The organism is Tenacibaculum singaporense (genome assembly GCF_003867015.1).
Taxonomy (GTDB): Bacteria; Bacteroidota; Bacteroidia; order Flavobacteriales; family Flavobacteriaceae; genus Polaribacter; species Polaribacter singaporensis.
The window spans coordinates 2,008,719-2,035,496 of record NZ_CP032548.1 but is presented as its reverse complement, the minus strand read 5'-3'; the positions used below and the strand labels follow the sequence as shown (position 1 = coordinate 2,035,496).

The following is a 26,778-nucleotide window of genomic DNA, read 5'->3' as shown; positions in this document are numbered from 1 at the left end:
AACTATAGGGTTTTACTACCTTTGTCGGGTTTTTCAGCTTTTAAGAAAAACTTTAAATGACAAGTTGACATTTTAACATATATCAATGGAACAAAAAAAATTTGATTTAAATTCCTTTATAGGAATGCTTTTATTAGGAGGAATTATGCTTTGGTGGATGAACACTCAAAAGCCAGAAGAAACTCCTGAAGCTACTACCCAGACAGAGCAAACTACTGATGCTACAACAACTAATACTCAAAACAATTTAACCGATAATGTAGTAGTAAACGACTCATTACAACAAATTGCTTTACAAAATAAGTTTGGTGCCTTTGCATACGGAGCTTCAAAAAGCCAAGAAGGAAATACTACACTTGAAAACGATCTAGTAAAGTTAACTATCGATAATAAAGGTGGACAGATTATAGAGGCCTTAGTTAAAAACTACAAAACTTACGATTCATTACCACTTTACTTAGTAAAAGATAATAATGCTTCTTTTAATATTAACTTCGGAACTACCGATAACCGAATTTTAAATACTAAAGATTTATTATTTACTCCTACTCTAACCAAAAATGGAGATACGCAAGTACTTTCTATGAAGTTAAAGGTTTCTGAAGCTAAGTTTTTAGAATACCGCTACGAAATGAAAAAAGGTGATTACCGTGTAGGTTTTGCCGTTCGTTCACAAGGGTTGAGTAATACAATTAATAGTTCACAAGAAATAAATTTAGATTGGAGTTTAAAAGGTTTTAGACACGAAAAGAGTTTGAAAACCGAAAACATGTACTCTTACTACTATTATAAAGCCGATGATGAAGTAGATTACTTACAAATGAATGATGATGATGTTGTGAGTGATATTGATTGGGTTGCTTATAAACAACACTTCTTTTCTTCTATTCTAATCTCTGATACACCTTTTAGTAATGCTACTTTGAAATCTGTTGACTTTGCAGGTGAAGATAAAGATAGTGTGTACACTAAAACTTACGGATTAAAAACTCCATTAGCTTTAACAAACGGAGAATTAAATTATAATATGCAATGGTTTTATGGACCTACAGATTATAATTTATTAAAATCTTACAAAGGAACAAGTTTAGACGAAATTGCTGATTTAGGTTGGGGAATTTTTGGTTTCTTAAACCGTACCATATTCTACCCTGTATTTAATATGTTAAAAGGTTTTATTGGTAACTTTGGATTAATCATCATTTTAATGACAATTGTAGTACGTATAATCATGTCTCCAGTATTATACAAGTCGTACCTATCAAGTGCTAAAATGAAAGTGATTCGTCCAGAAATGGAAGAAATCAATAAAAAGTATCCTGGGAAAGAAAACGCTATGAAGCGTCAGCAAGAAATTATGGCAGTACAGCGAAAAGCTGGAGTAAGTATGATGTCTGGTTGTATTCCTGCTTTAATGCAAATGCCAGTATTCTTTGCGCTATTTAAGTTTTTCCCTACCAACATTGATTTCCGTCAAAAGAGCTTCTTATGGGCAAATGACTTATCATCTTATGATACTATTTTTAAATTACCATTTAAAATTCCTTTCTATGGAGACCACGTAAGTTTATTTCCAATCTTAGCTTCTGTAGCCATTTTCTTCTACATGAAAATGAATCAAAGCCAGCAAGCTAATATGCAAGCTCCTACTCAAGAAGGAATGCCTGACATGAGTAAGATGATGAAATGGATGATTTACTTCTCTCCTATCATGATGTTATTCTTCTTTAATAACTATGCTAGTGGATTGAGTTTATACTACTTTATCTCAAACTTACTAACCATTATAATTATGTTTGTTATTAAGAACTATGTTATTGATGAAGCTAAGATTCATGCTAAGATTGAAGAAAACAAAAAGAAGCCCGTTAAAAAGAGTAAATTCCGTGAGCGTTTAGATGCTGCCATGAAACAAGCTCAAGAGCAACAAGCCGCACAACAACGTGCTAAGAAGAAATAATTTTCTGTATATTTTTAATGAAAAGGGTGCTTTTTAGCACCCTTTTTTTATTTAACATTCTTTTAACTAAACCCCGTTAAACCTTTGGGGAAATTTGCGGTCAAACAAGCTTTATAAATCAACATAATGAAGAAAATTACACTACTTATTTTACTAATTAGTTTTACAGCTGTTGCACAACGTACTACAAAAGGTATCGCTTCTAAAATTACCCTAACTGGTAAAGTATTAGAAACAAACTCTAAACAACCTTTAGAGTACGCAACCTTAGTACTAACAAATACTAACACACAACAAATTATTGGAGGAGTTACTGATGCTAACGGAAGTTTCTCTATAGATGCTTCATCTGGTACATATGATATAAAGGTTGAATTTATAGGCTTTAAAACTAAAAGTTTAGGAAATCATAATTTAACTGAAAATAAAAGCTTAGGAACTATTTTACTATCTGAAGACGCTGAAACATTAGAAGAAGTTGAAGTTATTGCAGAAAAATCTACTGTTGAAATACGCTTAGACAAAAAGATATACAACGTTGGAAAAGATATGACAGTAAAAGGTGGTAATGCCTCTGATGTTTTAGATAACGTACCATCAGTAAATGTAGATGCTGAAGGAGCTGTAAGCTTACGAGGTAATGAAAATGTACGTATTTTAATTGACGGAAAACCTTCTGCTTTAGTTGGTTTAAGTGGTACAGATGCTTTACGTAATTTACCTGCTGATGCTATTGAAAAAGTGGAAGTTATCACTTCTCCCTCTGCTCGTTACGACGCTGAAGGTACAGCTGGTATTTTAAATATTATTCTTAGAAAAGGAAAAGTAAGAGGTTTTAATGGTTCTCTTAACTTTTCAGTTGGTAACCCTGATTTATATAGAATAAGTAGTAACTTAAACTACCGTACAAAAAAATTCAATATTTTTTCTAATCTTGGATACTCTTACAGAAAAGGACCAGGAAATGCTTTTAGCGACTTCACATACTTAACTGATGGAGTTATTGATAGTTTAAGTATAGAAAAAAGAGAATACGACCGAAAAAACAAAAGTTTTAATGGTTCTTTTGGAATGGAATACTATTTGAATGACAAAAGTTCTCTTACTGGAACCGTTTTTTATAGAAATAACGACGGTAAAGACATTGCTACTAACAATACCGATGTTTTCTCTCCTGCTAACGACCCTATAAGAAGTTTGAAAAGAGTAGAAACCGAAACCGAAGATGATATAGATATTCAATATTCATTAAACTATACCAATAATATTGATGATAAGGGGCAAAAATTAATCATTGATTTACAATATAGCGAAAATGAAGAGGATGAGCTTGCTGACATTACCAACAATAACATTTTAGCTGAACAAAATAGTCAAGTTACCAAATCTAAAAACAGGTTATTACAAATAGACTATGTGCTTCCTTTAGGAGAAAAAAGCCAGTTAGAATTAGGTCATAAAGCAGATTTACAGGATTTAACTTCTGATTTTAGAGTTCGTGATGAAAATGGGCAACCTTTTGATTTCGATCCTTCCAATGCTATTGATTTTAAACAATACATTTATGCATACTATGCTCAATATGGTAGTAAAATAGATAAATTCTCTTACTTGTTAGGTTTACGTGCTGAATATACTGATGTTGACTTAGAAGTCTTAAATACAGGTGAGTTTTCTGATAAAAACTATACTGAATGGTTCCCAACCGTTAATTTAGGATATGAATTCAGTGAAACAGATAACTTAACTTTAGGATACGCGCGTAGATTACGAAGACCACGTCACTGGTTTTTAAACCCATTCGAAACACGTAGTTCAGACACTTACGTATTTAAAGGAAATCCAGATTTAAACCCAACATACACTAGTTCTTTCGACTTAGGGTATACTACAAGAGTTAGTAAAGTAACCTTAAACTCTTCATTATACTATCAATTTTCAACTGATTTAATCAGACCTGTTTCTAGAATTGAAACAAGAGATAAAGGAAATGTTTTTGTACGTCAGTTCTTAAACTTAAATGATGAAGATCGTTACGGTTTTGAATTAACAACAAACTATAATCCTGCAAAGTGGGCTCGTTTATCAGCAACTTTTAACTACTTTAAGTTTAGAACAGATGCTTTCGACTACACTTATTCTTATACTAATCCTATCAATGGTGATCTAGTAACCGAAACTGAGTCTTTACCTGAAGTAAATAGTAGCAGTTGGTTTGCTCGTTTTAACTCAAGAATTACTTTACCTGCAAAAATTGAATGGCAAACACGTATTATGTATCGAGGACCACAAGATGATGCACAAGGTAGTAGAGAAGGTATTTTTGTTACTAACTTAGCATTCAGTAAAGATATATTCAAAGACAAGGCCTCATTAGTGTTAAACGTTAGCGATTTATTTAATGAGCGTAAAAGAAAGAGCTATACGAATACAGCTAGAGTAATGTCTTATCAAGAATTTCAGTGGAGAGAACGTCAAATTACATTAAGCTTTACTTATAGATTTAATCAGAAGAAAAAACGTGAACGCTCAGGTCGTAATGGTGACTTTGACGGAGGCGGTGAAGGTTTTTAATTCTTAAACATTATAAAACTTAATAAAAAAGAGAGCTATAATAGCTCTCTTTTTTATTTACTCTAAGGATTAAATCAGATTAAAGTCTCCCTAAACACTAAAACTAAATCATAAAAAAACCACGCAATTAGCGTGGTTTTTAAAATATATTTTAATAAAAAGCTTACTTACCTTCCTCAGCAGCTTTCTTAGCTTCTCTCTTTAACTTCATGTTTTCCCAGATAGTTCCACCAATCCAGTAAGGAACTACAAATGTTAATAAGAAAATTAACAGCCAAAATCCAGCTGTAAAAATAAACATGAATAATACCAATCCTGAGAATTCTGAAAAATCTAACATTTGTTTCTTATTAATAATTGTTATGCCACAAAATTATAACTATTTTTCTTTTCCTCCAATAAAATCTAATAAAAATCACTATTAAAAACTATTAGAATTTGTAATTTTGGACATCATTAATTTTAAGCATTTTAAATCATTCCAAATGACAAAATATAGAATTGAGAAAGATACAATGGGACAAGTAGAAGTTCCAGCTGATAAATATTGGGGAGCACAAACCGAGCGTTCTCGTAATAACTTTAAAATTGGTCCTGCTGCCTCTATGCCATTAGAAGTAGTATACGGGTTTGCATACTTAAAAAAAGCAGCAGCTTACACTAATGCAGAATTAGGTGTATTAGCTACTGAAAAACGTGATTTAATCGCACAAGTATGTGATGAAATTTTAGCTGGAAAGCACGACGACCAATTCCCGTTAGTAATCTGGCAAACAGGTTCTGGTACGCAGTCTAATATGAATGTAAATGAAGTAATTGCGAACCGTGCACACGAAATAGCAGGAAATGTAATTGGTGAAGGTGAAAAAACTATTCAACCAAATGATGATGTAAATAAATCACAATCATCTAACGATACGTTCCCTACAGGAATGCATATTGCAGCCTACAAGAAAATTGTAGAAGTAACTATTCCTGGTGTAGAGCAATTACGTGATACCTTACAAGCAAAAGCTGAAGCTTTTAAAGATGTAGTTAAAATTGGTCGTACGCACTTAATGGATGCTACTCCCCTAACCTTAGGACAAGAGTTTTCTGGATATGTAGCACAATTAAACTTCGGATTAAAAGCGTTAAAAAATACTTTAGCACACTTAGCTCAATTGGCTTTAGGAGGAACTGCTGTTGGAACAGGATTAAATACACCAGCTGGTTACGATGTATTAGTTGCTAAATATATTGCTGAATTTACAGAATTACCTTTTGTAACTGCTGAAAATAAATTTGAAGCTTTAGCTGCACACGATGCTTTAGTTGAGACACATGGAGCCTTAAAACAATTAGCCGTTTCGTTAAATAAAATTGCTAACGATATTCGTTTAATGGCATCAGGACCACGTTCAGGAATTGGAGAAATCATTATTCCTGCAAACGAACCAGGTTCTTCTATTATGCCAGGAAAAGTAAACCCTACACAAGCAGAAGCTATGACTATGGTTTGTGCACAAGTTATGGGTAATGATGTTGCGGTAACTGTAGGTGGTACACAAGGTCACTACGAATTAAACGTTTTTAAACCTATGATGGCAGCGAATGTATTACAATCGGCTCAATTAATTGGAGACGCTTGTGTATCGTTTGATGTAAACTGTGCTGCTGGTATTGAGCCTAACCAAACAAGAATTACTGAGTTACTAAACAACTCACTAATGTTAGTTACAGCATTAAATACTAAAATTGGATATTACAAAGCTGCTGAGATTGCAAACACTGCACATGCTAACGGAACTACTTTAAAAGAAGAAGCGGTACGTTTAGGCTATGTAACTCCAGAGCAATATGACGAATGGGTAAAACCAGAAGACATGACTGGAAGTTTAAAATAATATAAACTCACTTATAGAGATAAAAAAACCACAACAAAATGTTGTGGTTTTTTATTTAACGAACTTTTAAAATAAATTATATCTCTTGATATGTATAGGTTTTAGCTATTTCTTTTATTCTTTCAGGAGTAACAATTCCTTTTTGAACCTCATAATCCTCAGCGGTTTTTCTTGGTATACGAATTGCTCCGTTAGATAATTTTACGGTGTATCCAAAATGTTCGTTTATAAAATGCTCTTTATATGAACCAATATTCTTATCTATTAAACTTGCTTGTCGGGTAATACCTATTACCCCTTTCCTATTCTTTTCTGTCTTTATCATAATTATTTATTTAGATTTTTAGTAGTTACTTTTTTACAATTACTTTGTGTTTCCGAACACATAAACCACGATAATACACTTCTACGCCTATACGTTGTGTACTCTTAGCTCTATTAAAAAAATAAAAGGAATGTAGTAAGGATTACTTTTGCTTTTTCAAAGTTTGAAGGTACAAATAACAAACTACGCTACAAAAACATATACGTTAATTCTATAAAAACTTCTCTTCTTAATTGTTTAAAAAAGCCCTCAACTACTATTGTTACTAACATTGGTGAGTTTTATAAGTGTCCTCTCAAATCTAAATATCAACAACTAATACTCAAAAACCTAACGCTTAAGAATTTCTTAAAACCAATTCTAACTTATATTCCTTATTTTTAAAGGTATATAATGTCAAACTAAAACTAACCAAAAAATGACAAACCCCTCACAAAATCAATCTTCATCATGCTGGAACTGCGATGGAGACATTACCCAAGTTACACAACGTTTAAAAGAAATGTTTGTAGAAATGGGACAAAAAACCCGTATTGAAAACGGACAACAACCTGCAGAGAGAGCTGTATTTAGAAAACAACACGGTATCGCTTACGGTCGTTTTGTAGTAAACAAAGACATCGAAGAAAAATTCAAAATCGGAATTTTTGCCGGTGACGCTTACGAATGTGCTGTTCGTTTTTCAAGTGATACGGGACCCACTTCTCCTGATTTACATTCTACTTTAGGAGTCGGTTTAAAACTCTTTGGTGTAGAAGGTCCTAAGCTATTAGGAGATGGTACCAATGCCGATTTTATCTTTCAAAACATCGACCGTTTTTTTGCACGTGATGCACAACAAATGTGTAGCTTTACCACAGCTGGTGTTATTGACCGTGATTACGACTCATACATAGCAAAACACCCTGAATTAGCTAGTATTTTAAAAGCAATGACCAAAGAAGAAGCTAGTGTATTAAGCGCTAGTTACTGGGCAATTCTACCTTTTAAATTAGGTGATTCTCAAATTGTAAAATATCGTTTAGTACCTGAAGACACTTACAAAGGAACTCCTTTTAACGATAATAATTATTTAGGTATCGATTTACAACAACGGTTGTTAACCAAAGAAGCTACCTTCCGTTTCGAAATACAATTGCGTACCAACGATGCTACCATGCCTTTAGATGATGCACAGGTAGTTTGGAGCACAGAAGAAAGTCCGTATATATGTATTGCTAAATTACATTTACCTCAACAAGATGTGGCTAGTATTGGTCAAGCGGAGTTTGGAAGCAACTTAGCCTTTAATATTTGGAGAACCTTACCTCAACATGAGCCTTTAGGTTCTATTGCGCAAGCAAGAAAAGTAGTATATGCGGCAAGTGCCGAAGCACGTCATCAAGCCAACGGACAACAACTACAAGAACCTAAAGAAATCAATCCTCAATTTGAAGGTAACACCGATGAAAATAGTGACTGTATCGTAAAAGCAGGTATCTACCCTCCTATTGGCGTAATGCGTGTAGGAAATAGTGAAAACGAATACTTTATCGGTCCGTTGGTTGATAATCCTGAACCACAAACCGATCCGTATGCGTATCGAGATAAAACAGGAGCCTTAAAAAGACAAGCAGCACAATTTAGAATCTACGGATTCAATGCTGCTGGAAAAGCGGTAAAGGAATTAACTGCTGAAAATGCCAAAATTACGTGGCATAGCCATTTAGCTAATCAAAAATCGTCTTGGTATCAATTTAACATTGCCTTAGATATTCCCGAAGCAGCAGATATGCCTCCTTCTATGTTACGTAATATTGATGTAAAAGACCGTAACTCTTTATTAATTGATGGAGGTGCAAAATCTATTACCGGAACCAATGTTACCGAAGGCCCTTTCTTTGAAGGAGAGTTTCTTTCAAAAAAAGTATACTTAGGTGAAATGCGTACGGATGAAAAAGGACGCCTAATCATGTTAGGAGGACACGGAAAATCGGAAAACATCAATGGTGATATAGCCATTACATTTGCCAATAACGAAGGTTGGCACGATGATATTTCGGACGGACCTGTTACTGCGGAAGTAGAATACGAAGGAACAAAATTAAAAGTAGACCCAGCCTGGGTTATTTGTGCTCCACCAGATTATGCACCGATGCAAAAATCGGTACGTACGATGTGGGATTTAATGCGCGACGTTGCTGTGAAATCTAAAATGTTGGTGCGTCCTGTAAGACCATCGTTTACCAAGGATATTTTACCAATCTTCCAGCGTATGACTGATTTACAGTGGGTAAATGCTGGTTTTGCCGGAGCTTTTGGTTTTGGAGGTCAGTTTGATTACACCACAAAAGAATGGATTAAACGATTAGGAAATCCATCACCTGCTTATATGGAAATGCGAAGAACGATTTCTAACAACTTCCGTCGTTTTGATGTATCTGGAGCAGAAGCACCTCAACTATGGCCTTGGCTATATGGTGATGCAATCAGCATTCCTTCCACAGGCTCTGTACGTCAACATGCTACCTTATCAGACTTACAATTAGAGTTTTTAGACCAGTGGGTTGAAGGTGATTTTGATGCTGATTATGTAGACATGACTGGATGTCCGCACGTACCTAAACCACCAACGATAGACGAACTTCCTGTTTCAGAACAACCAGATATGTTAACTAAAGCAGCTATGGAGTTTTGTTTAGCTGATGCTTTTCACCCTGGTTGTGAAATGACGTGGCCTATGCGTTCATCTGGAATGTACATGGCTCCTTTTAGAATTAAACATGCACCTAAAACACCGCCTGTTAATACTACGTATTATGGTCCAATGATGAATAACGATATATTACCATTGGCAAAAGGACCTATTTTAGGCGGACAAGTAGCTGGGGGAATTACTCGTTGGATGGCGATTCCTTGGCAAACAGATACCGCTAGTTGTAGAGATGGATACACTAGTGAATACGATCCATATTTACCAACGTTTTGGCCTGCGAGAGTGCCGAATAACATCTTAAACGAAAAGCGTTATAAAGAAACGATGAATACTAATTTATCAGAGGAAACCCGTATTCAAGCCTTTAATTTCCGTTCCGATTGGCTAGATAATCTTCCCTTAGATGGTCAAGCACCAACCTATACGAATCAAATTAATAGCATGATTAAGTATTTTGATAAGTTAGCGGTGGTTCAAAAGCGCCCAGGAGTTCAGCATGATCCAAATTTCCCTGAAGAAATGCAGGTGGGTATTACTCCTACTCCAGAACAAGAGGCAACATTATTAAAAGCTACCATACAAGAATTACAAGGTGTTTTAACCGCTAAACATGCGTTAAAGAAAGGACTTCAAAATACAATAGATGCAGCCGTAGATAAACTATCACACGATAATTTATTAAACGAGCAATTTGTATTGGAAGATGCACAACGTAGTTTATTAAGCTTAACGGAAGATGAACTAGAAAAAGACTTTAAAGCAACACCAAATGTTATTAAAACCATACATTTAATTGCTTCTAAGTTACATCATATGAAACAGTCTGATTCACATCAAGAAGCAGCTCCTAAAAGAGTTGAGGTTGGTATTCCTGAGAAGATGACACGTTTTTCAAGATATATTCCTAAATAATATACGAATTGAAAGAATATAATAGTACTACTGACATACTAATTATAGGTGGTGGCATTGCAGGTTGCATTGCCGCCATTTCTTTAGTTAATCATTATAATGTTACATTGCTAGATAAACTAGTGGAACCTGTTGATAGAATTGGAGAATCACTAGCACCTGCTGCACAACGAATTTTAAAAGAGTTATATTTATTAGAAAACGAATCGGATGCTGTAAAACAAACCATATTTCGTAATAATTTAGGAATGCAATCCTATTGGGGAAGTAATCAACTTCAAATTGTTGATCACATGAGGAACCCCGATGGATTCTCTAGAAGTTTGGATAGAAAGAACTTTGAAGTTTACCTAAGAAAGATCGCTACTGAAAGAGGTGTTAATTGTATTTGGGGAACACGACTTTCTAATAGCTCTTATGAAAATAATTACTGGAAAATAACCACAAAGTCTGATGATTTAAAAAATAGAATCACACATACTATTCAGGCAAAATTCGTAATCGACGCCACTGGTAGACAATCACATTTCACTAAAAGCTTAGGCATTAAGCGTACACAGTACGATAAATTGATTTCTTGTTGGATGAGCTTACCTAATACTCAAGAAAATACTATGAGCACCATTGTTGCTGATGAATTAGGTTGGTGGTATAGTGCTGTACTTCCCGATAATAAAAGGGTCATCGCTTTTCAAACGGATGCTGATTTAGTGGATAGAAACACCTTTAAGCATGTAAATTCGTTTTTACCCTTTGCCAAAGAACACAAACTCTTTCAACCTTTAATTGAAGGTAATGAAACTACTGTTAACTTTCATGGTACGATAAGTGCTAACTCTACTCGTTTAGAACAAGTAACAGGTAAACAATGGGTTGCTTTGGGTGATGCAGCTATGAGTTTTGATCCGCTTTCTTCTCAGGGGATGTTCAACGCTATGGCAAATGCAATGCAGCTTCAAAAACTACTTATTAACTATGATTTTATTAAGGGTTTGGACTCCACTAAGGAGCAACAATTCAATAGATTGTATGAAAATCAACTACAACAAGTTTGGAATCATTATCTAAAGCATAAAAACTTTTTCTATAGTACTGAGACTAGATGGAAAGAGGCTACTTTTTGGAAAAGACGTAGTATTAACTGATAATTTTATGGACAGATTACTTCGTCATATCCTCCTCTTAATGGCGATAAAAAGAAACAAAAATAAAGACTTACAATAAAAGAATAAGAGTAACTCCTTTGAGTGAGATTCCTCACTACCGTTCGGAATGACTGTTCTTTCAGGTAAAACATGCCAACAACTAACAACTAACAAAATAAAACCTCCCCAGTAATAAAACAAACTGGAGAGGCTTTTTTGTAAAGTCAATCTTAAAAACTTTACTTTAAGCTGTTTTTCATAAAGTCTTCTACTTCTTGCTTTGCTTTAATAGCTTCAACTTCATTAAATGTTTTTCCTTGTCCTCTTAATAAGTAAGCGTTAAACACGTGACTTATATACAATGGTGATTTATTATTAGTTGAAAAGTTTACAGCATTATGACAACTAAAACAGTTTGCTAAATTATCTGCTTCAATATCTTTTAAACTACTTTTAAAAGTTTGCGTGTATGTTTCCATGGTAACATTTGCACAGTTTACAGATCCTCTTGCTACTGAAGTACTATCTGGTGTCGCATTTCCTATATTTCCTCCCAAACTATTTATTTTAGCGGTTTGTTCTTCAGGAGTCATTCCATCAGTATCAATCCAAAGAGAACCATTATAAAAATAGTTTTTCCATACATCGGTTAAGTTTTCTTTTACACAAGTATTAAGGTTTTCTATATTATCAAAATTTATAGGTTCTTCTTGACTTGTCTTCATAAAGTTTCCTACGCTATCTCTTGGAACTCCGTACTTAAATAAATCGTACGCCTTATAAGGTAATTTTGCACTACCATTACTCCACACAATACCGTCAATTCCTGTAGTAGTCCCTTCAGCAAATAATAATTTATTGGTAGATGAAGATGCTTTGTTTTCTTTCCAGTTATAGTTTGGTGCTAAATCGTCGTGTTCAAACGTAGCCCAAATAAATTCGGGATGATTTTCTACAATACCTACAACATGCATTCCTAATAAAGCTACCTCAGTATTCGTATATGTTTCTCCATCTCTACTTAAAGCCGCTACTGTAGTATAATAATTACCTATCTCTTCTTCAGCAATTGCAGTTACTGGTGTCCATGATACTTTTAACTCTAAAGAACCTACTGGAAAAGATGCTTGGTTATTTCCACTTAAAGTTTCATTAACTATAGAATCTCTATACTTTCTTGATGACTCCTTCATAGTAGGGCTTACGTGAATTGAGTAAAACACGGTTTCTGAAACTCCATCTTCGTTATACGCAGGATTTGTTTTTAACGTTCCACCCGATCCTGCCTGAGCAGTATCTATTAATACTAAAGCAGCTCCTTCTTTTTGTTTTACATCTTGCATATGAGCCGTTACTTGATGCATTTTCTTTGGATTTAAAAACAATGGTAATATTTCTCCCACATACAAAGGAACCTCTTTCCCATCCTGTTTTACTACTAGTTTTTCTATTTGATGTTCTGGTTTTGTAAGCCATAAAAACTTTTGCCAAGACCATTGGTGAAAAATTGCATTGGTTGTGCTCGATACATCAAACGGACTTCCTTTTCCTTCTGCAGGGGCTGGGGTTTGTGTGTGAGGGAACCAATCACTTTCACATAAACTTTCGGTGGCTGTTTTGTTGTAAGCTACTTCTTCTAATGGCTCTACAGCATCATTTTCTTTTTTCTTCTTTTTACAAGAATTAAAAAACACAACACCCATTACAAGCATTGCATTTAAAATAAGTTTGGTTGTTAATTTCATGATTGATTAGTTTTTATAATAGTTACAAATTAGCAAATATTTTACTAGCCTGTTTAAAAAGATGTCATAAACCCATAAATTACAGTTATAAAAAGCTATTTTTTGATACCAAGTGTATATTACCCTTATAAACAACCCCTAAAAAGTATTTTATTTACTAAATTGAACCAAAGAAAAGACTTAATTTTGTTTCCCCTTTTTTGATAAAAATTATAAATAATGAATACACACGAAGAATATATGAGTGAAGCTGTAAAAGCAGCTTTAAAAGGAATGCAGAACAACGAAGGAGGTCCTTTTGGTTGTATTGTAGTAAAAGATGGTAAAGTTATTGGGCGCGGAAACAACAAAGTTACCTCTACCAACGACCCAACAGCTCACGCAGAAGTAACTGCTATTCGTGATGCTTGTAAAAATATAGGTTCTTTTCAGTTAGATGGTTGTATTGTTTATACTTCTTGTGAACCTTGCCCTATGTGTTTAGGAGCTATTTACTGGGCACGTCCTGATAAAGTTTTTTACGGAAGTAATCAGCAAGACGCTGCTAATATTGGTTTTGATGATGAATTTATATACAAAGAAATTCCGTTACCATACGAAAAGAGAAGTATTCCGTTTGAGCAAATAGGACGTGATATTGCCTTAGAACCTTTTCAGAAATGGTCTGAGAAAGAAGATAAAATAGAATATTAAAATACTAATGATTTACTAAAACACCGTCATTCTGAATAATAATGAGAATTCTTCTCTTTAGTTGGAATGGCGTTTCTTTTTATTCAAAATCTAACTTCTAGCCTAGTTCTTATCTTCCCCCCCTACTAACTTTATTTATTGTATTATGATAGAACCGTTAATTACATCAATTTCAAAATACATTAAGTTAACTTCAGAAGAAGAAAGCATCATTAAAAGTTTTTGGACTGAAAAAACTCTTCAAAAAGGAGCATATCTTCTAAGAAATGGTGATGTGTGTAGAACCGATAATTTTGTAATTAATGGAACCCTTAAAGCCTTTTATATAAACGCTGCTACTGGAACAGAAGAAGTTTTATACTTTGCTATAGAAAACTGGTGGGCAACTGATATTGATAGCTTTCAAAAACAACAACCTTCTATTTACAATATTCAAGCAATAGAAAAAACCAACTTGTTACAAATACGTTATGATTCTTTTCAGGAAATGCTAAAGCAAGTACCTAAATTGGAGCGTTTTTTTAGAATTATACTCGAAAACTATCTTGGTAGCTTGCAAAAAAGAATAATTCACAACAATGTCTATGATGCAGAACAACGGTATCTTGATTTTATAAAAGACTACCCAAAAATAGCAGACAAAGTTCCTCAATACTTAATTGCTTCGTACTTAGGTGTAACTCCTGAGTTTTTAAGTAGAGTTCGTAAAAAACATAAGCCATCTTAAACTAGGTCAATTTTTTTTACTTTTTATACAACGAACTTTGCCATATCATGTAAACTATATTAAGATATGAACAAAGTACTTATTATTAATGCTAGTGTAAGAAACCAAAAATCGCACAGCAGAAAACTAACACAACTTTTTGTAGATAATTGGCAACAAAAGCACCCTGACGATACGTTTTCGTACCGGGAAGTTGGATTAAAAGAAATTCCTCACATTAACGAAAAATGGATTGCTAGTGCCTTTATTAAGCCTGAAGAAAGAACAGCAGAAAATCAATCAGGAGTCGCTTTGAGCAATGACCTAATTAAAGAGTTTAAAGAGCACGATGTATATGTTCTTGGAACACCTATGTACAATTGGTCTATACCTAGCGGATTAAAAGCTTACATAGATCAACTTATGAGAATTAATGAGACATGGAAATTCCGCTCAGGTACACCCGATGGTGATTATGTTGGCTTACTGAAAAACAAAAAAATGTTTATCCTATCAAGCCGAGGCGATACTGGCTATGGTGAAAATGAAAAAAACGAACATATGAACTTCCAAACAACCTATTTAAAATTTGTTTTTGGAATTATGGGTATTAAAGATGTTACTATAATTTCTTTAGATAATGAAGAGTTTGGAGGGGCTATTTTTGAAAACTCTAAAAAGAAGATATATCAAGAAATTGAAGCTATTTAACCCACTATTAAAATGCTGTTTACATTTATCTAAACAGCATTTTTTTATAATCTCTTTATATCCTACAGCACCTAACAAACATTTTTCTACACACGTACCTATTTTTTTATCTTTTTTGTTGTTTGAAGTTACTCCCCTTAGGCAATAAATGACACTCCCCTTACCGAGGGAGTGTCACTCTCCTTAGGCAAGGAGTGTTGACCCGATTAGGCTTCGTGTGTCGACCCGATTAGGCTTCGTGTGTCGACCCGATTAGGCTTCGTGTGTCGACCCGATTAGGCTTCGTGTGTCGACCCGATTAGGCTTCGTGTGTCGACCCGATTAGGCTTCGTGTGTCGACCCGATTAGGCTTCGTGTGTCGACCCGATAAAAAAGTTACACTTTTTTATCTTCCTTTTTTTATATTTGGATGAGTAAAAATTGCTATACCTTCTAATTATTCTACTATTTAAGGCTGTGTTAGTGTTTTTATTACAGATATGAATAAGTTATGTATAATATAAACCAAAAAGAGAAATGAAAAAGAAAAAATTATTCCTAAGCATATTTACCGCTTTTATTTTAATAATATCTCTATTCCTTTATATGAATAAAGATAAATTTGTCTATGTAGGGTCAGTAGACATTATCGAAGTTGATTGTAGTAATAAACATCAAATCCTGAGTGAAGTTTATGAAAGTGACCAAAGGATTAGAAAATCAAATGAACTCATCAAATACGCTAAAGAGGATCATAGGAATCAAGAATTAGTGATTAGCATTATTGAAAAGTGTGGTATGCCAACATTAAATGAGGTTACTCAAAAACATATGAATGCAATCTGGTTGGGGCTGCAACATAGTAATAAAAAAATTAGAAAAAAGTATTTTCCGCAAATAGGGAAAGCGGTAGAAAATGGAGACTTATCTAAACAGCAATATGCATTGATGAAAGATAGGATCTTAATGGATGAGGGTAAACCTCAAATATATGGTTCGCAAATAAAAAACGGTAAATTGTATAAATTAGAAAATCCTGAAACTGTAAATGAAAGAAGAAAAAAAATGGGAATGGGGACAATAGAGGATTATTTAAAGCTTTTCGACATTCAGTTTAACCCGAATTAAAAATACAACACACAACAATGACCATAAATAATTCTTTACTCTAATCTAATTCTTATACTATTTACTTCAAAAAGCTTGTAAGATAAATTGAAATAATAGTAAGGCTATATGCCGCTTTAATAACACATAGCCTATGTTATTTTAAAAGTATCTTATATACTCTTTACTATACTAAAACTTAAAGAGAAAGCGTCTTTTCGTTTAATTTCTGAGCTACAAAAGGCTTAGCAAAAACAGCATTTAAACTGGCAATAACTTCTGTATGACTACCATTAGCCAACGGAACGCTTACAGTAGCACCTTTAAATGCTACTAAACTTTGTCCTGCCTCAGCAGATTGTTTAAAAGGTGTTTGCATAGCTGAACCATTCATAGTTCCGAAAGGACCATAAGAAGCTCCGCTTTTACCTATTAAAGTTATTTGTAATACGCATCGCCAACCATACCACACACCTGTATAACCAGAAACAGCCACAATTGGATCGTTTAACGGAATATCTATCGTTTTAGCTACTCCACTATCTCCACCATGCTGTAACAAAGTAAATACACCTGTATTATTACCCTGAGTACCCGTATTGTAAGGTCCAGTTCCAGTATTTACGGTCTGAATAGCATCTAGTACATCACCCGAACGAATCGTTATTTGCGTAATGTTTGGATTCCCAGCCGCTCCAACTATCGGAGTATCATCAAATGTATTACTTGGTAATGGATTGGCTAACTGATTAAGAATCATAAACTGGGCTTGTTCAAACTGGAAGTTTCCAGAGTTAAAACGCCACATAAAAATATCTTGATAATCATAAGAAGTTCCGTTACTGGTAAAACCATTAGAAACTTTCTTCCAAACTTGTTGAGCACTAGAATTAGGTGCTGCATTTCCTGGTTCAAACTGCGCACCATAACCAATTTTCTCTGGCGATATTCCAGCACTTACAAATTCAGATAATGGCATGCCATCATAAAACTGAGGTGATACAAAATCAAACGCACTATTTACGGTTGGATAATCAATCGAATTAGTTGGCCATGCAGGAGTAAACGATAAATAATACTTTACTGGCTGCTTATCAAACACTGAGCGAATCGTAGAAAACAACGTTTTAAATTGAGATTGAGTCATACGTGTAGACACATTACCTTCCCAGTCAACATCCAATCCGTTCATTCCATTCTCTTTTAAATAAGCTACCAAATTATTAGCAAAATTAGTTGCTTCTTCTTGTTCGTTTCCACCAGGTGAAAAAATTGATGCCAATGTATTATCTCCCGAATATACCATCGTTGCTAAAAACTTAATATTCGGATTCACTTGTCGAGCATCTCTTAATACATAATTTAAATAATCTTGATTCGTAAGCCCACCTGGGTGTGATGAGTCTCCCATTTTAATGGTTGAACCTTTGGTGGCGGGAACCACTTCAAAAAAAGCAATTCCAAGAGATGTTACACTGTCATATACTTTGTATTTAATAAGCGATTGAAAACAGCTGTCAGGACTATTGTAGTTCGTCTTTGGTGGTTCATCTTCATTTAAAAAGATCCAAGCGTTAATGCCGTAGGGGAATTGAGAATTTTTCATAATATATTCTATTTAATGTTTACTAAATTATTTTCGACATCAGATTAAAAACCTAATCAAATACATTGTATATCTAACAAACTTTTAGGCTTTACCTGAGTATGAATGCAGTTTTTTAAATCCCCCTACTGTACTTATTATTTTATGTCATTTGCTATTATAAAGTTGAGAAATTGATAAATACATTTAAAAAAAAAGGTAGTAAACGACTGATAATCAATCACGAACACACATATTATATGTATAAAAGAAAAACACATAACTAACTGATGTACAAGACCTTTAAAAGAATACGCCATACTATGCTAACAAACATTTTTCTACACACGCATCTATTCCTATCCCTATACTTGTTTGAAGTTACTCTCCTTAAACAAGAAGTGTCTTTCCGATAAAAACTGTATTCGCTCTTGTGTTTATTTTTTATATTTGGAAGGATAAAAATTGTTAATTGCCCTATATATAACAGGAACAATATATAAGAGTAACCAGCAAACTAAAAAAATCAACAGTTAACCATATTTACCTTCAAGTAAAACACATATTTAGACAATTTTAAATCGAAAAAAATATTATAATGTTTATAGAAATAGAAGTAAAATTAGGCATCATTGTTCATGGATACGATGATAAAAATAAAGAGATTGAAGAGGTTTTCAATGAAACTGATTATATGAAAAAAATTATCTCTATAGAGCGTATACAATCAATTAGCGAAAAATATATTTTAGTAAAATCTTCTCATGGTAGAGTTATGTATTGGGAATACAAAGGAACTATGGAAGAATTAAAACAAAAGCTATTGGATATTAATATAAATATTGCGTAAAAAGCTACAATACTGTATAAAAATAATTGCTAGTACAAAACTATTTACAAAAACGCTATCAACAACCCAACCACACCTAAAAATAAACATAGTGGAGAAAAATACTTGGTATCGTTTATGGCAAACTCTGTCTCTTTAACTTTCTTAAAAAAGCCTACATACTTAAAATCTCCTATAGCTCTAATGAGAAAAATACTAGCTACCACATAAAGTCCATACTCTTTTAGCCATGTGGGCATTGAATGCAACGTAAATAGTTGTATTTTTTCTGCATACACCACAGCAAAACTACTGATAACCAAAGCTACTACAAACGTTAGTAGTTTAGGCGGATTCATTGCTTTTTCATTGGCTGTTCTGGTTGGTATAACAGCATTTACCCATAAAGTTCCACCAAAAGCCCAATAAACGTGAATTAGCGAGATAAAAAAGAGAATTAAAACACAAATCACTCCTAAAAAATGTACCATAAATTGTAGTTTTTACCGTAAGTTTGTCTAACAAATTTAAGCATTTAACATGACAACTTTATTCATAAACATCAAAGAATTAATCCAAATTAGAGAAACAAGTACAAAAAAAGTATCAGGAGCTTCGATGAACATTTTACCAACTATAAAAAATGCTTTTTTATTGGTTGAAAATGGTATTATTACCGACTATGGAAGCATGAAAAAAGCCCCTACTTCTGCCGATAAAACTGTGGATTGTACTGGTAAAATGATGTTACCTACTTGGTGCGATTCGCATACACATATTGTATATGCAGGCAATCGTGAACAAGAATTTGTGGATAGAATTAACGGATTGAGTTATGAAGAAATTGCCAATCGTGGTGGTGGTATTGTAAATTCGGCTAAGAAGTTACAAGAAACTTCAGAAGAAGAACTATACCAACAATCGGCAAAACGATTAGAAGAAGTGATTGCTTTAGGTACGGGAGCAGTTGAAATAAAATCAGGATATGGTTTAACCGTAGACGCTGAGTTAAAAATGTTACGTGTTATAAAAAAGCTACGCGAAAATTATAACATTCCTATCAAAGCTACTTTTTTAGGAGCACATGCCTTCCCTACCGAATATAAAAACAATAAAGAAGGGTACATCAATTTAATTATTGAAGAAATGTTACCTAAAGTTGCTGAAGAAAATTTAGCGGATTTTGTAGATGCTTTCTGTGAAACGGGTTACTTTTCAGTAGAAGATACAGACAGAGTTTTAACTGCTGCGCAACAATACGGATTAACGCCAAAAGTACACGTAAACCAGTTTACAAGTATTGGTGGTGTACAAGTAAGTATAAAACACAATGCGTTGTCGGTAGATCACTTAGAAGTAATGAACTCAGAAGATGTTGAAGCTTTAAAGGAAAGTCAAACAATGCCTGTTGCCTTACCTTCTTGTTCGTATTTTTTAAGTATTCCGTACACCCCAGCTCGTGATATTATGAATGCAGGGTTACCGTTAGCACTAGCAACCGATTACAACCCAGGGTCTACTCCATCAGGAAATATGAATTTTGTGGTAGCAACTGCTTGTATTAAAATGAAAATGACACCAGAAGAAGCCATTAATGCAGCAACCATTAACGGAGCGTATGCAATGAACTTATCGGATGAGGTTGGAAGTATTACCAAAGGAAAAAAGGCGAATTTAATCCTAACAAAAGAAATTCCTTCGTATGGGTTTTTACCGTATTCATTCGGAAGTAATTTAATTGATTCAGTGTTCATCAACGGAAAAGAGGTGTAATATGCTAACAATATTCAACGAAAAAGATATACAAGAGTTTGTAACCCCACGTAAAGGAGAAACAAAACTAGGAGAGTGCGTTGCTGTAATCGACTCTAAAAAAGAACTACAATCAGCACTTGAAAGTTCAGATGCTTCTTTTGTTATTTTAGGAGTTCCAGAAGATATTGGTGTTCGTATGAATGGTGGAAATGGTGGCGCACATACTGCTTTTATTCCCGCTTTAAAATCATTTTTAAACACCCAACAAAATCAATTTATTGATGGGAAAAACATCTTAGTGTTAGGCTATTTAGACTGTTTAGATGAGGTTTATAGCTTTGATATTTCTGATAGAGAAAAAGGTGATTTATTAGTAAAAGCGATAGATAAAGAGCTTTCTAAACTTATCAGAACAATTGTTGAGAGTGGAAAAACTCCTATTATCATTGGTGGTGGACACAACAATGCTTACGGAAATATTAAAGGGCTTTCTGAAGGGAAAAATCAACCTGTAAATGTGATTAACTTAGATGCGCATACCGATTTACGTCGTTTAGAAGAACGTCATAGCGGTAACGGATTTTCATACGCCTTACAAGAAGGCTTTATTCAAAATTACTTTATGTTCGGGTTGCATGAGAACTATACACCTCAGTATATTTTTGAAATGATTCACGATAGTTTAAACTTAGAGTACAACACCTTTGAAGAGTTAGAAGTATATCAGTCTACTTCTTTTGAAGGTGAATTACAACGTGCTGAAAGTTTTATAGAAAACGCTCCCTTCGGAATTGAAATTGATTTGGATTGTGTGCAACACTTCCCTAGTAGTGCTATGACACCTAGCGGATTTACTCCTCAGCAAACTCGTAGATTTACACATTATTTTGGAAAGCTACAAAATGCTTCTTATTTGCATATTTGTGAAGGTGCTCCTACTGTAGTTAAAGATGATATTGCTAACGGACAAGTAGGAAAGTATATCAGCTACTTAATTTCTGATTTTATAAAGGCTAAAAGCAATTAATTATACGTCATTTCGAACCGAGTGAAACGAAGTGTGAGAAATCTTAAGTAAATGAGTAACTTAACTTAATGAGATTCCTCCTCATACCTCGTTCGAAATGACGATTCCTTAAACACTAGTTATTCTATCCACAAGTTTCCTTCTGAATATGTCTTGGCTTTACCACTAATTATAACCCGATCCTTTTTATTTTGACACTTTAATACTCCTACTCTTTCAGAAACTTGTATTGCGTCAAGATTATCTTTATTCAATCGAGAGCTCCAAAATGGTACCAATGAACAATGAGAAGAACCAGTAACAGGGTCTTCCAAAATAGAAGATTGTGGTGTAAAATATCTTGACACAAAATCGGATTTATCTCCTACAGCTGTAACTACTACACCACCTGGATCTAGATTTATTTGATCAAAGGTTTGTCTGTCTACTTTCACATTTTTTATTTCCTCTTCTGAATCATATACCAATACATAATCTCTCGACTTTAAAACCTCTTTAGGTACTATATTTAAAGACTTCTGAATAATTTCAGGTAACTTAGAAGCAACAGGCATTCGAGAGGGCAAATCCATCGAATAAAAGTCTTCTTGAATGGTAATAGTTAAATCACCACTCAAGGTTTCAAATACTATTTTGTTATGAGGGTAGTTTAAAATTGAGTGCAAACAATGGGCAGTAGCAAGTGTAGCATGTCCACACAAATCCATTTCAATTTCTGGAGTAAACCATCTTAGGTGTATTTTCTCTCCCTTATCAACAAAAAAGGCTGTTTCTGCCACAGCATTTTCCTTAGCTATTTTTAAAAGAACATCATCTGGCAGCCAATTTTGTAACGGAACAACACAGGCAGGATTTCCTCCAAATACTTTATCTGTAAAAGCATCTATTTGATATAATGGTAATTTCATCTTTTTCTTTGTTTAATTATGTAAATATATTGCTTTCAGTTTTGTTTTATAAAAGAGATAACCACGTCATAATAACAATAAAACTTCTTACTCTTTTGGATGAGATTCCTCTCTACCGTTCGGAATGACGTTAGTAATATAACTTCAAAAGAGCTTTTGTTCACGTCATTGCGAACGAAGTGAAGTAATCTGTAAATCGATAAACAGATTACTTCGTCGTATACTCCTCGTAATGACTGTTTGTCATTTCGAACCGAGTGAAACGAAGAGTGAGAAATCTTAAGAAAATGAGTTACTCACTTTAATGAGATTTAGCTTCGCTGAACCTTACGGTTTCTCGTTTCTCTCGAAATGACTATTTATTTAGAAAACAGCCTCCGCAATTTTTTGAATATTAGTTGATCTTCCCATTGAGTAATAATGTAAAATAGGCACTCCTTTCTGTTGTAACTCCTTACTTTGAGCAATGCACCACTCCACTCCTACTTGTCGTACCTCTGCGTTACTCTTACAATTCACAACCTCTTTTACCAAAGCATCTGGTAAGTCAACTTTAAAACGATGCGGAATTAAATTCAATTGTTTTTTGGTTGAGATTGGTTTTAACCCCGGAATAATAGGAACCGTAATTCCCTCTTCTCTACATTTTTCTACAAACTCAAAATACTTTTGATTGTCGAAAAACATTTGTGTTATCACATAGTTAGCTCCGTTTTTAATTTTCTTCTTTAAAAAGTGAATATCAGAATCTAAACTTGGTGCTTCCATATGTTTTTCAGGATATCCAGCTACTCCAATACAGAAATCGGTTTTTGACGAGTTTTGCAAATCATCATCTAAATACCTACCCTTATTTAAGTTCTCTATTTGTGTAACTAGTTCGCTTGCGTATGCATGTCCATCTTTTTCAGGTTTAAAATAAGTTTCGCTTTTTACTGCATCACCACGCAATGCAACAACGTTATCAATTCCTAAAAAATCGAGGTCAATTAAGAAGTTTTCAGTGTCTTCTTTAGTAAACCCTCCACATAAAATATGCGGAATAGCATCTACTTGATATTTATTTTGAATCGCCGCACAAATACCAACAGTACCTGGACGTTTTTTTACTACTTGCTTTTTTAACAGTCCGTCTCCTAACTCTTTATATACGTATTCCTCACGATGATAGGTTACGTCTATAAACGGAGGATTAAACTCCATTAACGGATCAATATTTTTGAATATTGACTCTATTGTATCTCCCTTTAATGGCGGAAGTATTTCAAACGAAAACAACGATGCTCCGTTAGCTTTTTCTAAATGTTCTATTACCTTCATAAGTGTATCTTATAAAGGCGTATTTAACTATACCAATGAAGCTGCAATTAACGATATTGCTGCCATTACCAGTAGCTGTATTGCAAATCGAATCTCTAAATTATACTTTTTCATTTGTCTAATTTTATTGATTTTTTATATGGCAATATTACTACTGTTTTGTAGTTTTTAGTTTACCTAACTTAAAACTTATTGTTAATTAAATACGCTCTTTTGTTTGTTTATTTTAAAGTTATTATTAATTGTCTGATATGTTTGGATGTAACCATTTTCTAGCTTTTTCTAAGGCTATGTTTTTCCGTTCTGCAAAATCTCTTACTTGATCGTCTGTTATTTTACCTAAACCGAAGTACTTAGCTTCTTCATTAGCAAAATAATATCCTGAAACGGCCGCTGCAGGCCACATAGCTAAACTTTCTGTTAAACTTACTCCTATGTTCTCTTCTACCTGTAAAAGCTGCCAAATCGTTTCTTTTTCTAAATGATCAGGACATGCAGGATACCCAGGTGCTGGACGAATACCTTTGTACGCTTCTTTTATCAACTCATCATTCGTTAAGTTTTCTTCGGATGCATAGCCCCAATGTTTCGTTCTCACTCTGTGGTGTAAGTATTCAGCAAAAGCTTCAGCAAAACGATCGGCAATGGCTTGTGCCATAATTGCATTGTAATCATCGTGATTTTCTTTGTATTGTAATGCTAATTCATCAGCACCAAAAATGGCGGTACAGAAAGCTCCTATATAATCCGTTTTATCTGTTTCTTTGGGCGCAATAAAATCTGCCAAAGCAAAACTTGGTTTACCTTCACGCTTTTTTAATTGCTGACGTAAAGTTCTAAATACTGCGACTTCTTTTCCTTTCTTTTGAACTGAAATGTCATCGTCATTCATAGAATTCGCTTCAAACAAACCAAAAATAGCTTTGGGCTTTAATGCTTGTTTTTCTATGATTTGTTGTAACATTTTTTGTGCATCTGCAAACAAATTGGTTGCCTCTACTCCTACTACTTCATCTTCTAAAATATCAGGAAACTTTCCATGTAAATCCCACGAGCGAAAAAACGGACTCCAGTCAAAATACGGTACTAAGTCTTTTAAACTTACTTGCTCTAGCTTTTGTACTCCTAATTCTTTTGGTTTAGTAATGTTAGTAGCCTCCCAATCTATTCTGAATTTTCGCTCTCTAGCTTCCTCAATCGGTATGTAGTGCTTCTGTTTTCCTCGTTTTAAGAATTTATCTCGAAACTCTTCGTAATCTTTCTTCAACTTGGCAACATACTCGTTTGAGGTTTCTTTATTCAATAAATCTCCTACAACGGTTACTGCTCTTGACGCATCGTTTACGTGTACCACTGCATTTTTATACTGCGTATCAATTTTTACAGCGGTATGCGCTTTCGAGGTTGTTGCTCCACCAATCAATAAAGGAATTTCCAAATTTTGACGTTCCATTTCTTTGGCTAAATACACCATTTCATCCAACGAAGGTGTTATCAATCCACTTAAACCAATAGCATCTACGTTCTCCTTTTTAGCAGTTTCAATAATCTTCTCTGGTGGAACCATGACTCCTAAATCGACAATTTCATAATTGTTACAACCTAATACTACGGATACAATGTTCTTACCAATATCATGCACATCTCCTTTTACCGTTGCCATCAATATCTTTCCGATAGCTTGTTGTTCCTCGCTTTTCTCTGCTTCAATAAAAGGGTTCAAATAGGCTACGGCTTTCTTCATTACTCTGGCAGATTTTACAACTTGTGGTAAAAACATTTTTCCAGCACCAAACAAGTCTCCTACTACATTCATCCCTGTCATTAAATGTCCTTCAATTACATGTAGTGGTTTTGCTACACTCAAACGGGCTTCTTCAGCATCCTCTTCTATAAAAGCGTCTATTCCTTTTACTAAAGAGTGTGTAATGCGTTCTTGAAGTGGCAAACTTCTCCATTCTAAAACTTGCTCACTACTTTCTTTTTTAGTTCCTTTTACCGTTTCAGCAAATTCTAATAAGCGTTCTGTAGCATCGTCTCTTCTATCTAAAACAACATCTTCAATATGTTCTAATAAATCCTTCGGAATATCATCGTAGACTTCTAACATGGTCGGATTCACAATTCCCATGTTCATCCCAGCTTTGATGGCATAGTATAAAAATACCGAGTGCATCGCTTCACGAACGACGTTGTTTCCTCTAAAAGAAAATGATACGTTACTTACTCCTCCGCTTACACTTACATGTGGTAAGTTTTCGCGTACCCAACGGGTAGCTTCAATAAAATCCAACGCATTTTTTCGGTGTTCTTCCATTCCCGTAGCTACAGGAAAAATATTTAAATCGAAAATGATATCTTCTGGCGGAAAACCAACAATGTCAGTTAATATATTATACGAACGTTCTGCTATTTCTATTCTTCGCTCGTAAGTATCTGCTTGTCCTACTTCATCAAAAGCCATGATAATTACAGCAGCTCCATATCGTTTTATCTGCGTAGCTTCCCAAATAAATTTTTCTTCTCCTTCTTTTAAAGAAATGGAATTTACTACCGATTTTCCTTGTACTACCTGTAATCCAGCTTCGATGATTTCCCATTTAGAACTATCAATCATAATAGGAACTCTGGCAATATCAGGTTCAGAAGCTATTAAGTTTAAAAAGCGTACCATCGCTTCTTTTCCTTCTATCAAACCATCATCCATATTAATGTCGATGATTTGCGCTCCTCCATCCACTTGATGACGCGCAATCGCTAAGGCTTCATCGAACTTTTCTTCTTTAATCAATCGAAGAAATTTACGCGATCCTGCTACGTTTGTGCGCTCCCCTACATTGATAAAGTTACTTTCGGGTGTTATAATTAACGGTTCTAACCCCGATAATTTCATGTATCGTCTTTCCTCACTCATCT

Annotated in this window: 20 protein-coding genes; 12 read left to right on the top strand and 8 right to left on the bottom strand. The window is 34.2% G+C overall.

Going from position 1 to position 26,778, the window contains the following annotated elements:
* Positions 1–85: 85 nt before the first annotated feature.
* A complete protein-coding gene (yidC, locus tag D6T69_RS08970) occupies positions 86–1,960 on the top strand; it encodes a membrane protein insertase YidC (protein WP_125067419.1) in 1,875 nt (624 codons plus the stop codon).
* A 126-nt stretch (positions 1,961–2,086) separates the two neighbouring features.
* A complete protein-coding gene (locus D6T69_RS08965; protein WP_125067418.1) occupies positions 2,087–4,534 on the top strand; it encodes a TonB-dependent receptor domain-containing protein in 2,448 nt (815 codons plus the stop codon).
* A 163-nt stretch (positions 4,535–4,697) separates the two neighbouring features.
* Here the strand turns inward: D6T69_RS08965 and D6T69_RS15990 are convergent, their stop codons facing one another.
* Positions 4,698–4,874, bottom strand: a complete 177-nt coding sequence (locus tag D6T69_RS15990) for a hypothetical protein (protein ID WP_164505156.1) — start codon at positions 4,872–4,874, stop codon at positions 4,698–4,700.
* A 145-nt stretch (positions 4,875–5,019) separates the two neighbouring features.
* Here D6T69_RS15990 and fumC point away from each other — a divergent pair, with 145 nt between their 5' ends.
* Positions 5,020–6,420 (top strand): class II fumarate hydratase, encoded by a 1,401-nt coding sequence (fumC, locus tag D6T69_RS08960; RefSeq protein WP_125067417.1) that lies wholly within the window; start codon positions 5,020–5,022, stop codon positions 6,418–6,420.
* Positions 6,421–6,496: 76 nt separating this feature from the next.
* Here fumC and D6T69_RS08955 read toward each other — a convergent pair whose 3' ends face one another.
* Positions 6,497–6,745 carry a hypothetical protein gene (locus tag D6T69_RS08955; protein ID WP_125067416.1) on the bottom strand — a complete coding sequence of 83 codons (249 nt, stop codon included), beginning with the start codon at positions 6,743–6,745 and terminating at the stop codon, positions 6,497–6,499.
* Positions 6,746–7,163: 418 nt separating this feature from the next.
* Between D6T69_RS08955 and D6T69_RS08950 the strand changes: the two genes are divergently transcribed.
* Complete coding sequence (locus D6T69_RS08950) at positions 7,164–10,352, top strand: LodA/GoxA family CTQ-dependent oxidase (protein ID WP_164506711.1); 3,189 nt, start codon at positions 7,164–7,166, stop codon at positions 10,350–10,352.
* An 8-nt stretch (positions 10,353–10,360) separates the two neighbouring features.
* Positions 10,361–11,497 (top strand): NAD(P)/FAD-dependent oxidoreductase, encoded by a 1,137-nt coding sequence (locus D6T69_RS08945; RefSeq protein ID WP_206197801.1) that lies wholly within the window; start codon positions 10,361–10,363, stop codon positions 11,495–11,497.
* A gap of 239 nt (positions 11,498–11,736) precedes the next feature.
* Here D6T69_RS08945 and D6T69_RS08940 read toward each other — a convergent pair whose 3' ends face one another.
* Positions 11,737–13,242: a hypothetical protein gene (locus D6T69_RS08940; RefSeq protein WP_125067414.1), complete on the bottom strand. Its 1,506-nt coding sequence runs from the start codon at positions 13,240–13,242 to the stop codon at positions 11,737–11,739.
* 219 nt (positions 13,243–13,461) lie between these two features.
* Here D6T69_RS08940 and D6T69_RS08935 point away from each other — a divergent pair, with 219 nt between their 5' ends.
* The 4 genes from D6T69_RS08935 (at position 13,462) to D6T69_RS08920 (ending at position 16,459) form a co-directional block, all read left to right on the top strand.
* On the top strand, positions 13,462–13,935 hold the full coding sequence (locus D6T69_RS08935) for a nucleoside deaminase (RefSeq protein ID WP_073184040.1): 474 nt from the start codon (positions 13,462–13,464) through the stop codon (positions 13,933–13,935).
* Positions 13,936–14,080: 145 nt separating this feature from the next.
* On the top strand, positions 14,081–14,662 hold the full coding sequence (locus tag D6T69_RS08930; protein WP_125067413.1) for a Crp/Fnr family transcriptional regulator: 582 nt from the start codon (positions 14,081–14,083) through the stop codon (positions 14,660–14,662).
* 66 nt (positions 14,663–14,728) lie between these two features.
* Entirely contained in the window at positions 14,729–15,352 is a 624-nt protein-coding gene (locus D6T69_RS08925) for an FMN-dependent NADH-azoreductase (RefSeq protein ID WP_125067412.1), read from the top strand.
* Between the two features lie 516 nt (positions 15,353–15,868).
* Complete coding sequence (locus D6T69_RS08920) at positions 15,869–16,459, top strand: DUF6624 domain-containing protein (protein ID WP_125067411.1); 591 nt, start codon at positions 15,869–15,871, stop codon at positions 16,457–16,459.
* Between the two features lie 178 nt (positions 16,460–16,637).
* On the opposite strand, the gene D6T69_RS08915 is transcribed toward D6T69_RS08920, so the two are convergent.
* Positions 16,638–18,044 (bottom strand): glycosyl hydrolase family 18 protein, encoded by a 1,407-nt coding sequence (locus D6T69_RS08915; RefSeq protein WP_125067410.1) that lies wholly within the window; start codon positions 18,042–18,044, stop codon positions 16,638–16,640.
* 577 nt (positions 18,045–18,621) lie between these two features.
* Here D6T69_RS08915 and D6T69_RS08910 point away from each other — a divergent pair.
* Entirely contained in the window at positions 18,622–18,873 is a 252-nt protein-coding gene (locus tag D6T69_RS08910) for a hypothetical protein (protein WP_206197800.1), read from the top strand.
* 44 nt (positions 18,874–18,917) lie between these two features.
* Here the strand turns inward: D6T69_RS08910 and D6T69_RS08905 are convergent, their stop codons facing one another.
* Entirely contained in the window at positions 18,918–19,343 is a 426-nt protein-coding gene (locus D6T69_RS08905) for a DUF3995 domain-containing protein (protein ID WP_125067408.1), read from the bottom strand.
* A gap of 49 nt (positions 19,344–19,392) precedes the next feature.
* On the opposite strand from D6T69_RS08905, the gene hutI reads away from it, so the two are divergent.
* Both hutI and D6T69_RS08895 read left to right on the top strand, forming a co-directional pair.
* Positions 19,393–20,625, top strand: a complete 1,233-nt coding sequence (gene hutI / locus D6T69_RS08900) for an imidazolonepropionase (RefSeq protein WP_125067407.1) — start codon at positions 19,393–19,395, stop codon at positions 20,623–20,625.
* A gap of 1 nt (position 20,626) precedes the next feature.
* Positions 20,627–21,634 carry a formimidoylglutamase gene (locus tag D6T69_RS08895; RefSeq protein WP_125067406.1) on the top strand — a complete coding sequence of 336 codons (1,008 nt, stop codon included), beginning with the start codon at positions 20,627–20,629 and terminating at the stop codon, positions 21,632–21,634.
* A gap of 119 nt (positions 21,635–21,753) precedes the next feature.
* On the opposite strand, the gene D6T69_RS08890 is transcribed toward D6T69_RS08895, so the two are convergent.
* The 3 genes from D6T69_RS08890 to metH form a co-directional block, all read right to left on the bottom strand.
* Positions 21,754–22,542 (bottom strand): PhzF family phenazine biosynthesis protein, encoded by a 789-nt coding sequence (locus D6T69_RS08890; protein ID WP_125067405.1) that lies wholly within the window; start codon positions 22,540–22,542, stop codon positions 21,754–21,756.
* A gap of 363 nt (positions 22,543–22,905) precedes the next feature.
* Positions 22,906–23,862: a methylenetetrahydrofolate reductase [NAD(P)H] gene (gene metF, locus D6T69_RS08885; protein ID WP_125067404.1), complete on the bottom strand. Its 957-nt coding sequence runs from the start codon at positions 23,860–23,862 to the stop codon at positions 22,906–22,908.
* A 238-nt stretch (positions 23,863–24,100) separates the two neighbouring features.
* Complete coding sequence (gene metH, locus D6T69_RS08880; RefSeq protein ID WP_125067403.1) at positions 24,101–26,776, bottom strand: methionine synthase; 2,676 nt, start codon at positions 26,774–26,776, stop codon at positions 24,101–24,103.
* Positions 26,777–26,778 lie beyond the last annotated feature (2 nt).

Excerpts from the sequence above, each read along its gene's own strand:
- D6T69_RS08920 (WP_125067411.1), top strand. The coding sequence starts at position 15,869 with ATGAAAAAGAAAAAATTATTCCTAAGCATATTTACCGCTTTTATTTTA.
- D6T69_RS08930 (WP_125067413.1), top strand. The coding sequence starts at position 14,081 with ATGATAGAACCGTTAATTACATCAATTTCAAAATACATTAAGTTAACT.
- D6T69_RS08925 (WP_125067412.1), top strand. The coding sequence starts at position 14,729 with ATGAACAAAGTACTTATTATTAATGCTAGTGTAAGAAACCAAAAATCG.
- yidC (WP_125067419.1), top strand. The coding sequence starts at position 86 with ATGGAACAAAAAAAATTTGATTTAAATTCCTTTATAGGAATGCTTTTA.
- D6T69_RS08915 (WP_125067410.1), bottom strand. The coding sequence starts at position 18,044 with ATGAAAAATTCTCAATTCCCCTACGGCATTAACGCTTGGATCTTTTTA.
- D6T69_RS15990 (WP_164505156.1), bottom strand. The coding sequence starts at position 4,874 with ATGTTAGATTTTTCAGAATTCTCAGGATTGGTATTATTCATGTTTATT.
- D6T69_RS08940 (WP_125067414.1), bottom strand. The coding sequence starts at position 13,242 with ATGAAATTAACAACCAAACTTATTTTAAATGCAATGCTTGTAATGGGT.
- metH (WP_125067403.1), bottom strand. The coding sequence starts at position 26,776 with ATGAGTGAGGAAAGACGATACATGAAATTATCGGGGTTAGAACCGTTA.
- D6T69_RS08955 (WP_125067416.1), bottom strand. The coding sequence starts at position 6,745 with ATGATAAAGACAGAAAAGAATAGGAAAGGGGTAATAGGTATTACCCGA.
- D6T69_RS08935 (WP_073184040.1), top strand. The coding sequence starts at position 13,462 with ATGAATACACACGAAGAATATATGAGTGAAGCTGTAAAAGCAGCTTTA.
- D6T69_RS08910 (WP_206197800.1), top strand. The coding sequence starts at position 18,622 with ATGTTTATAGAAATAGAAGTAAAATTAGGCATCATTGTTCATGGATAC.
- hutI (WP_125067407.1), top strand. The coding sequence starts at position 19,393 with ATGACAACTTTATTCATAAACATCAAAGAATTAATCCAAATTAGAGAA.
- fumC (WP_125067417.1), top strand. The coding sequence starts at position 5,020 with ATGACAAAATATAGAATTGAGAAAGATACAATGGGACAAGTAGAAGTT.
- D6T69_RS08905 (WP_125067408.1), bottom strand. The coding sequence starts at position 19,343 with ATGGTACATTTTTTAGGAGTGATTTGTGTTTTAATTCTCTTTTTTATC.
- metF (WP_125067404.1), bottom strand. The coding sequence starts at position 23,862 with ATGAAGGTAATAGAACATTTAGAAAAAGCTAACGGAGCATCGTTGTTT.
- D6T69_RS08950 (WP_164506711.1), top strand. The coding sequence starts at position 7,164 with ATGACAAACCCCTCACAAAATCAATCTTCATCATGCTGGAACTGCGAT.
- D6T69_RS08965 (WP_125067418.1), top strand. The coding sequence starts at position 2,087 with ATGAAGAAAATTACACTACTTATTTTACTAATTAGTTTTACAGCTGTT.
- D6T69_RS08890 (WP_125067405.1), bottom strand. The coding sequence starts at position 22,542 with ATGAAATTACCATTATATCAAATAGATGCTTTTACAGATAAAGTATTT.
- D6T69_RS08895 (WP_125067406.1), top strand. The coding sequence starts at position 20,627 with ATGCTAACAATATTCAACGAAAAAGATATACAAGAGTTTGTAACCCCA.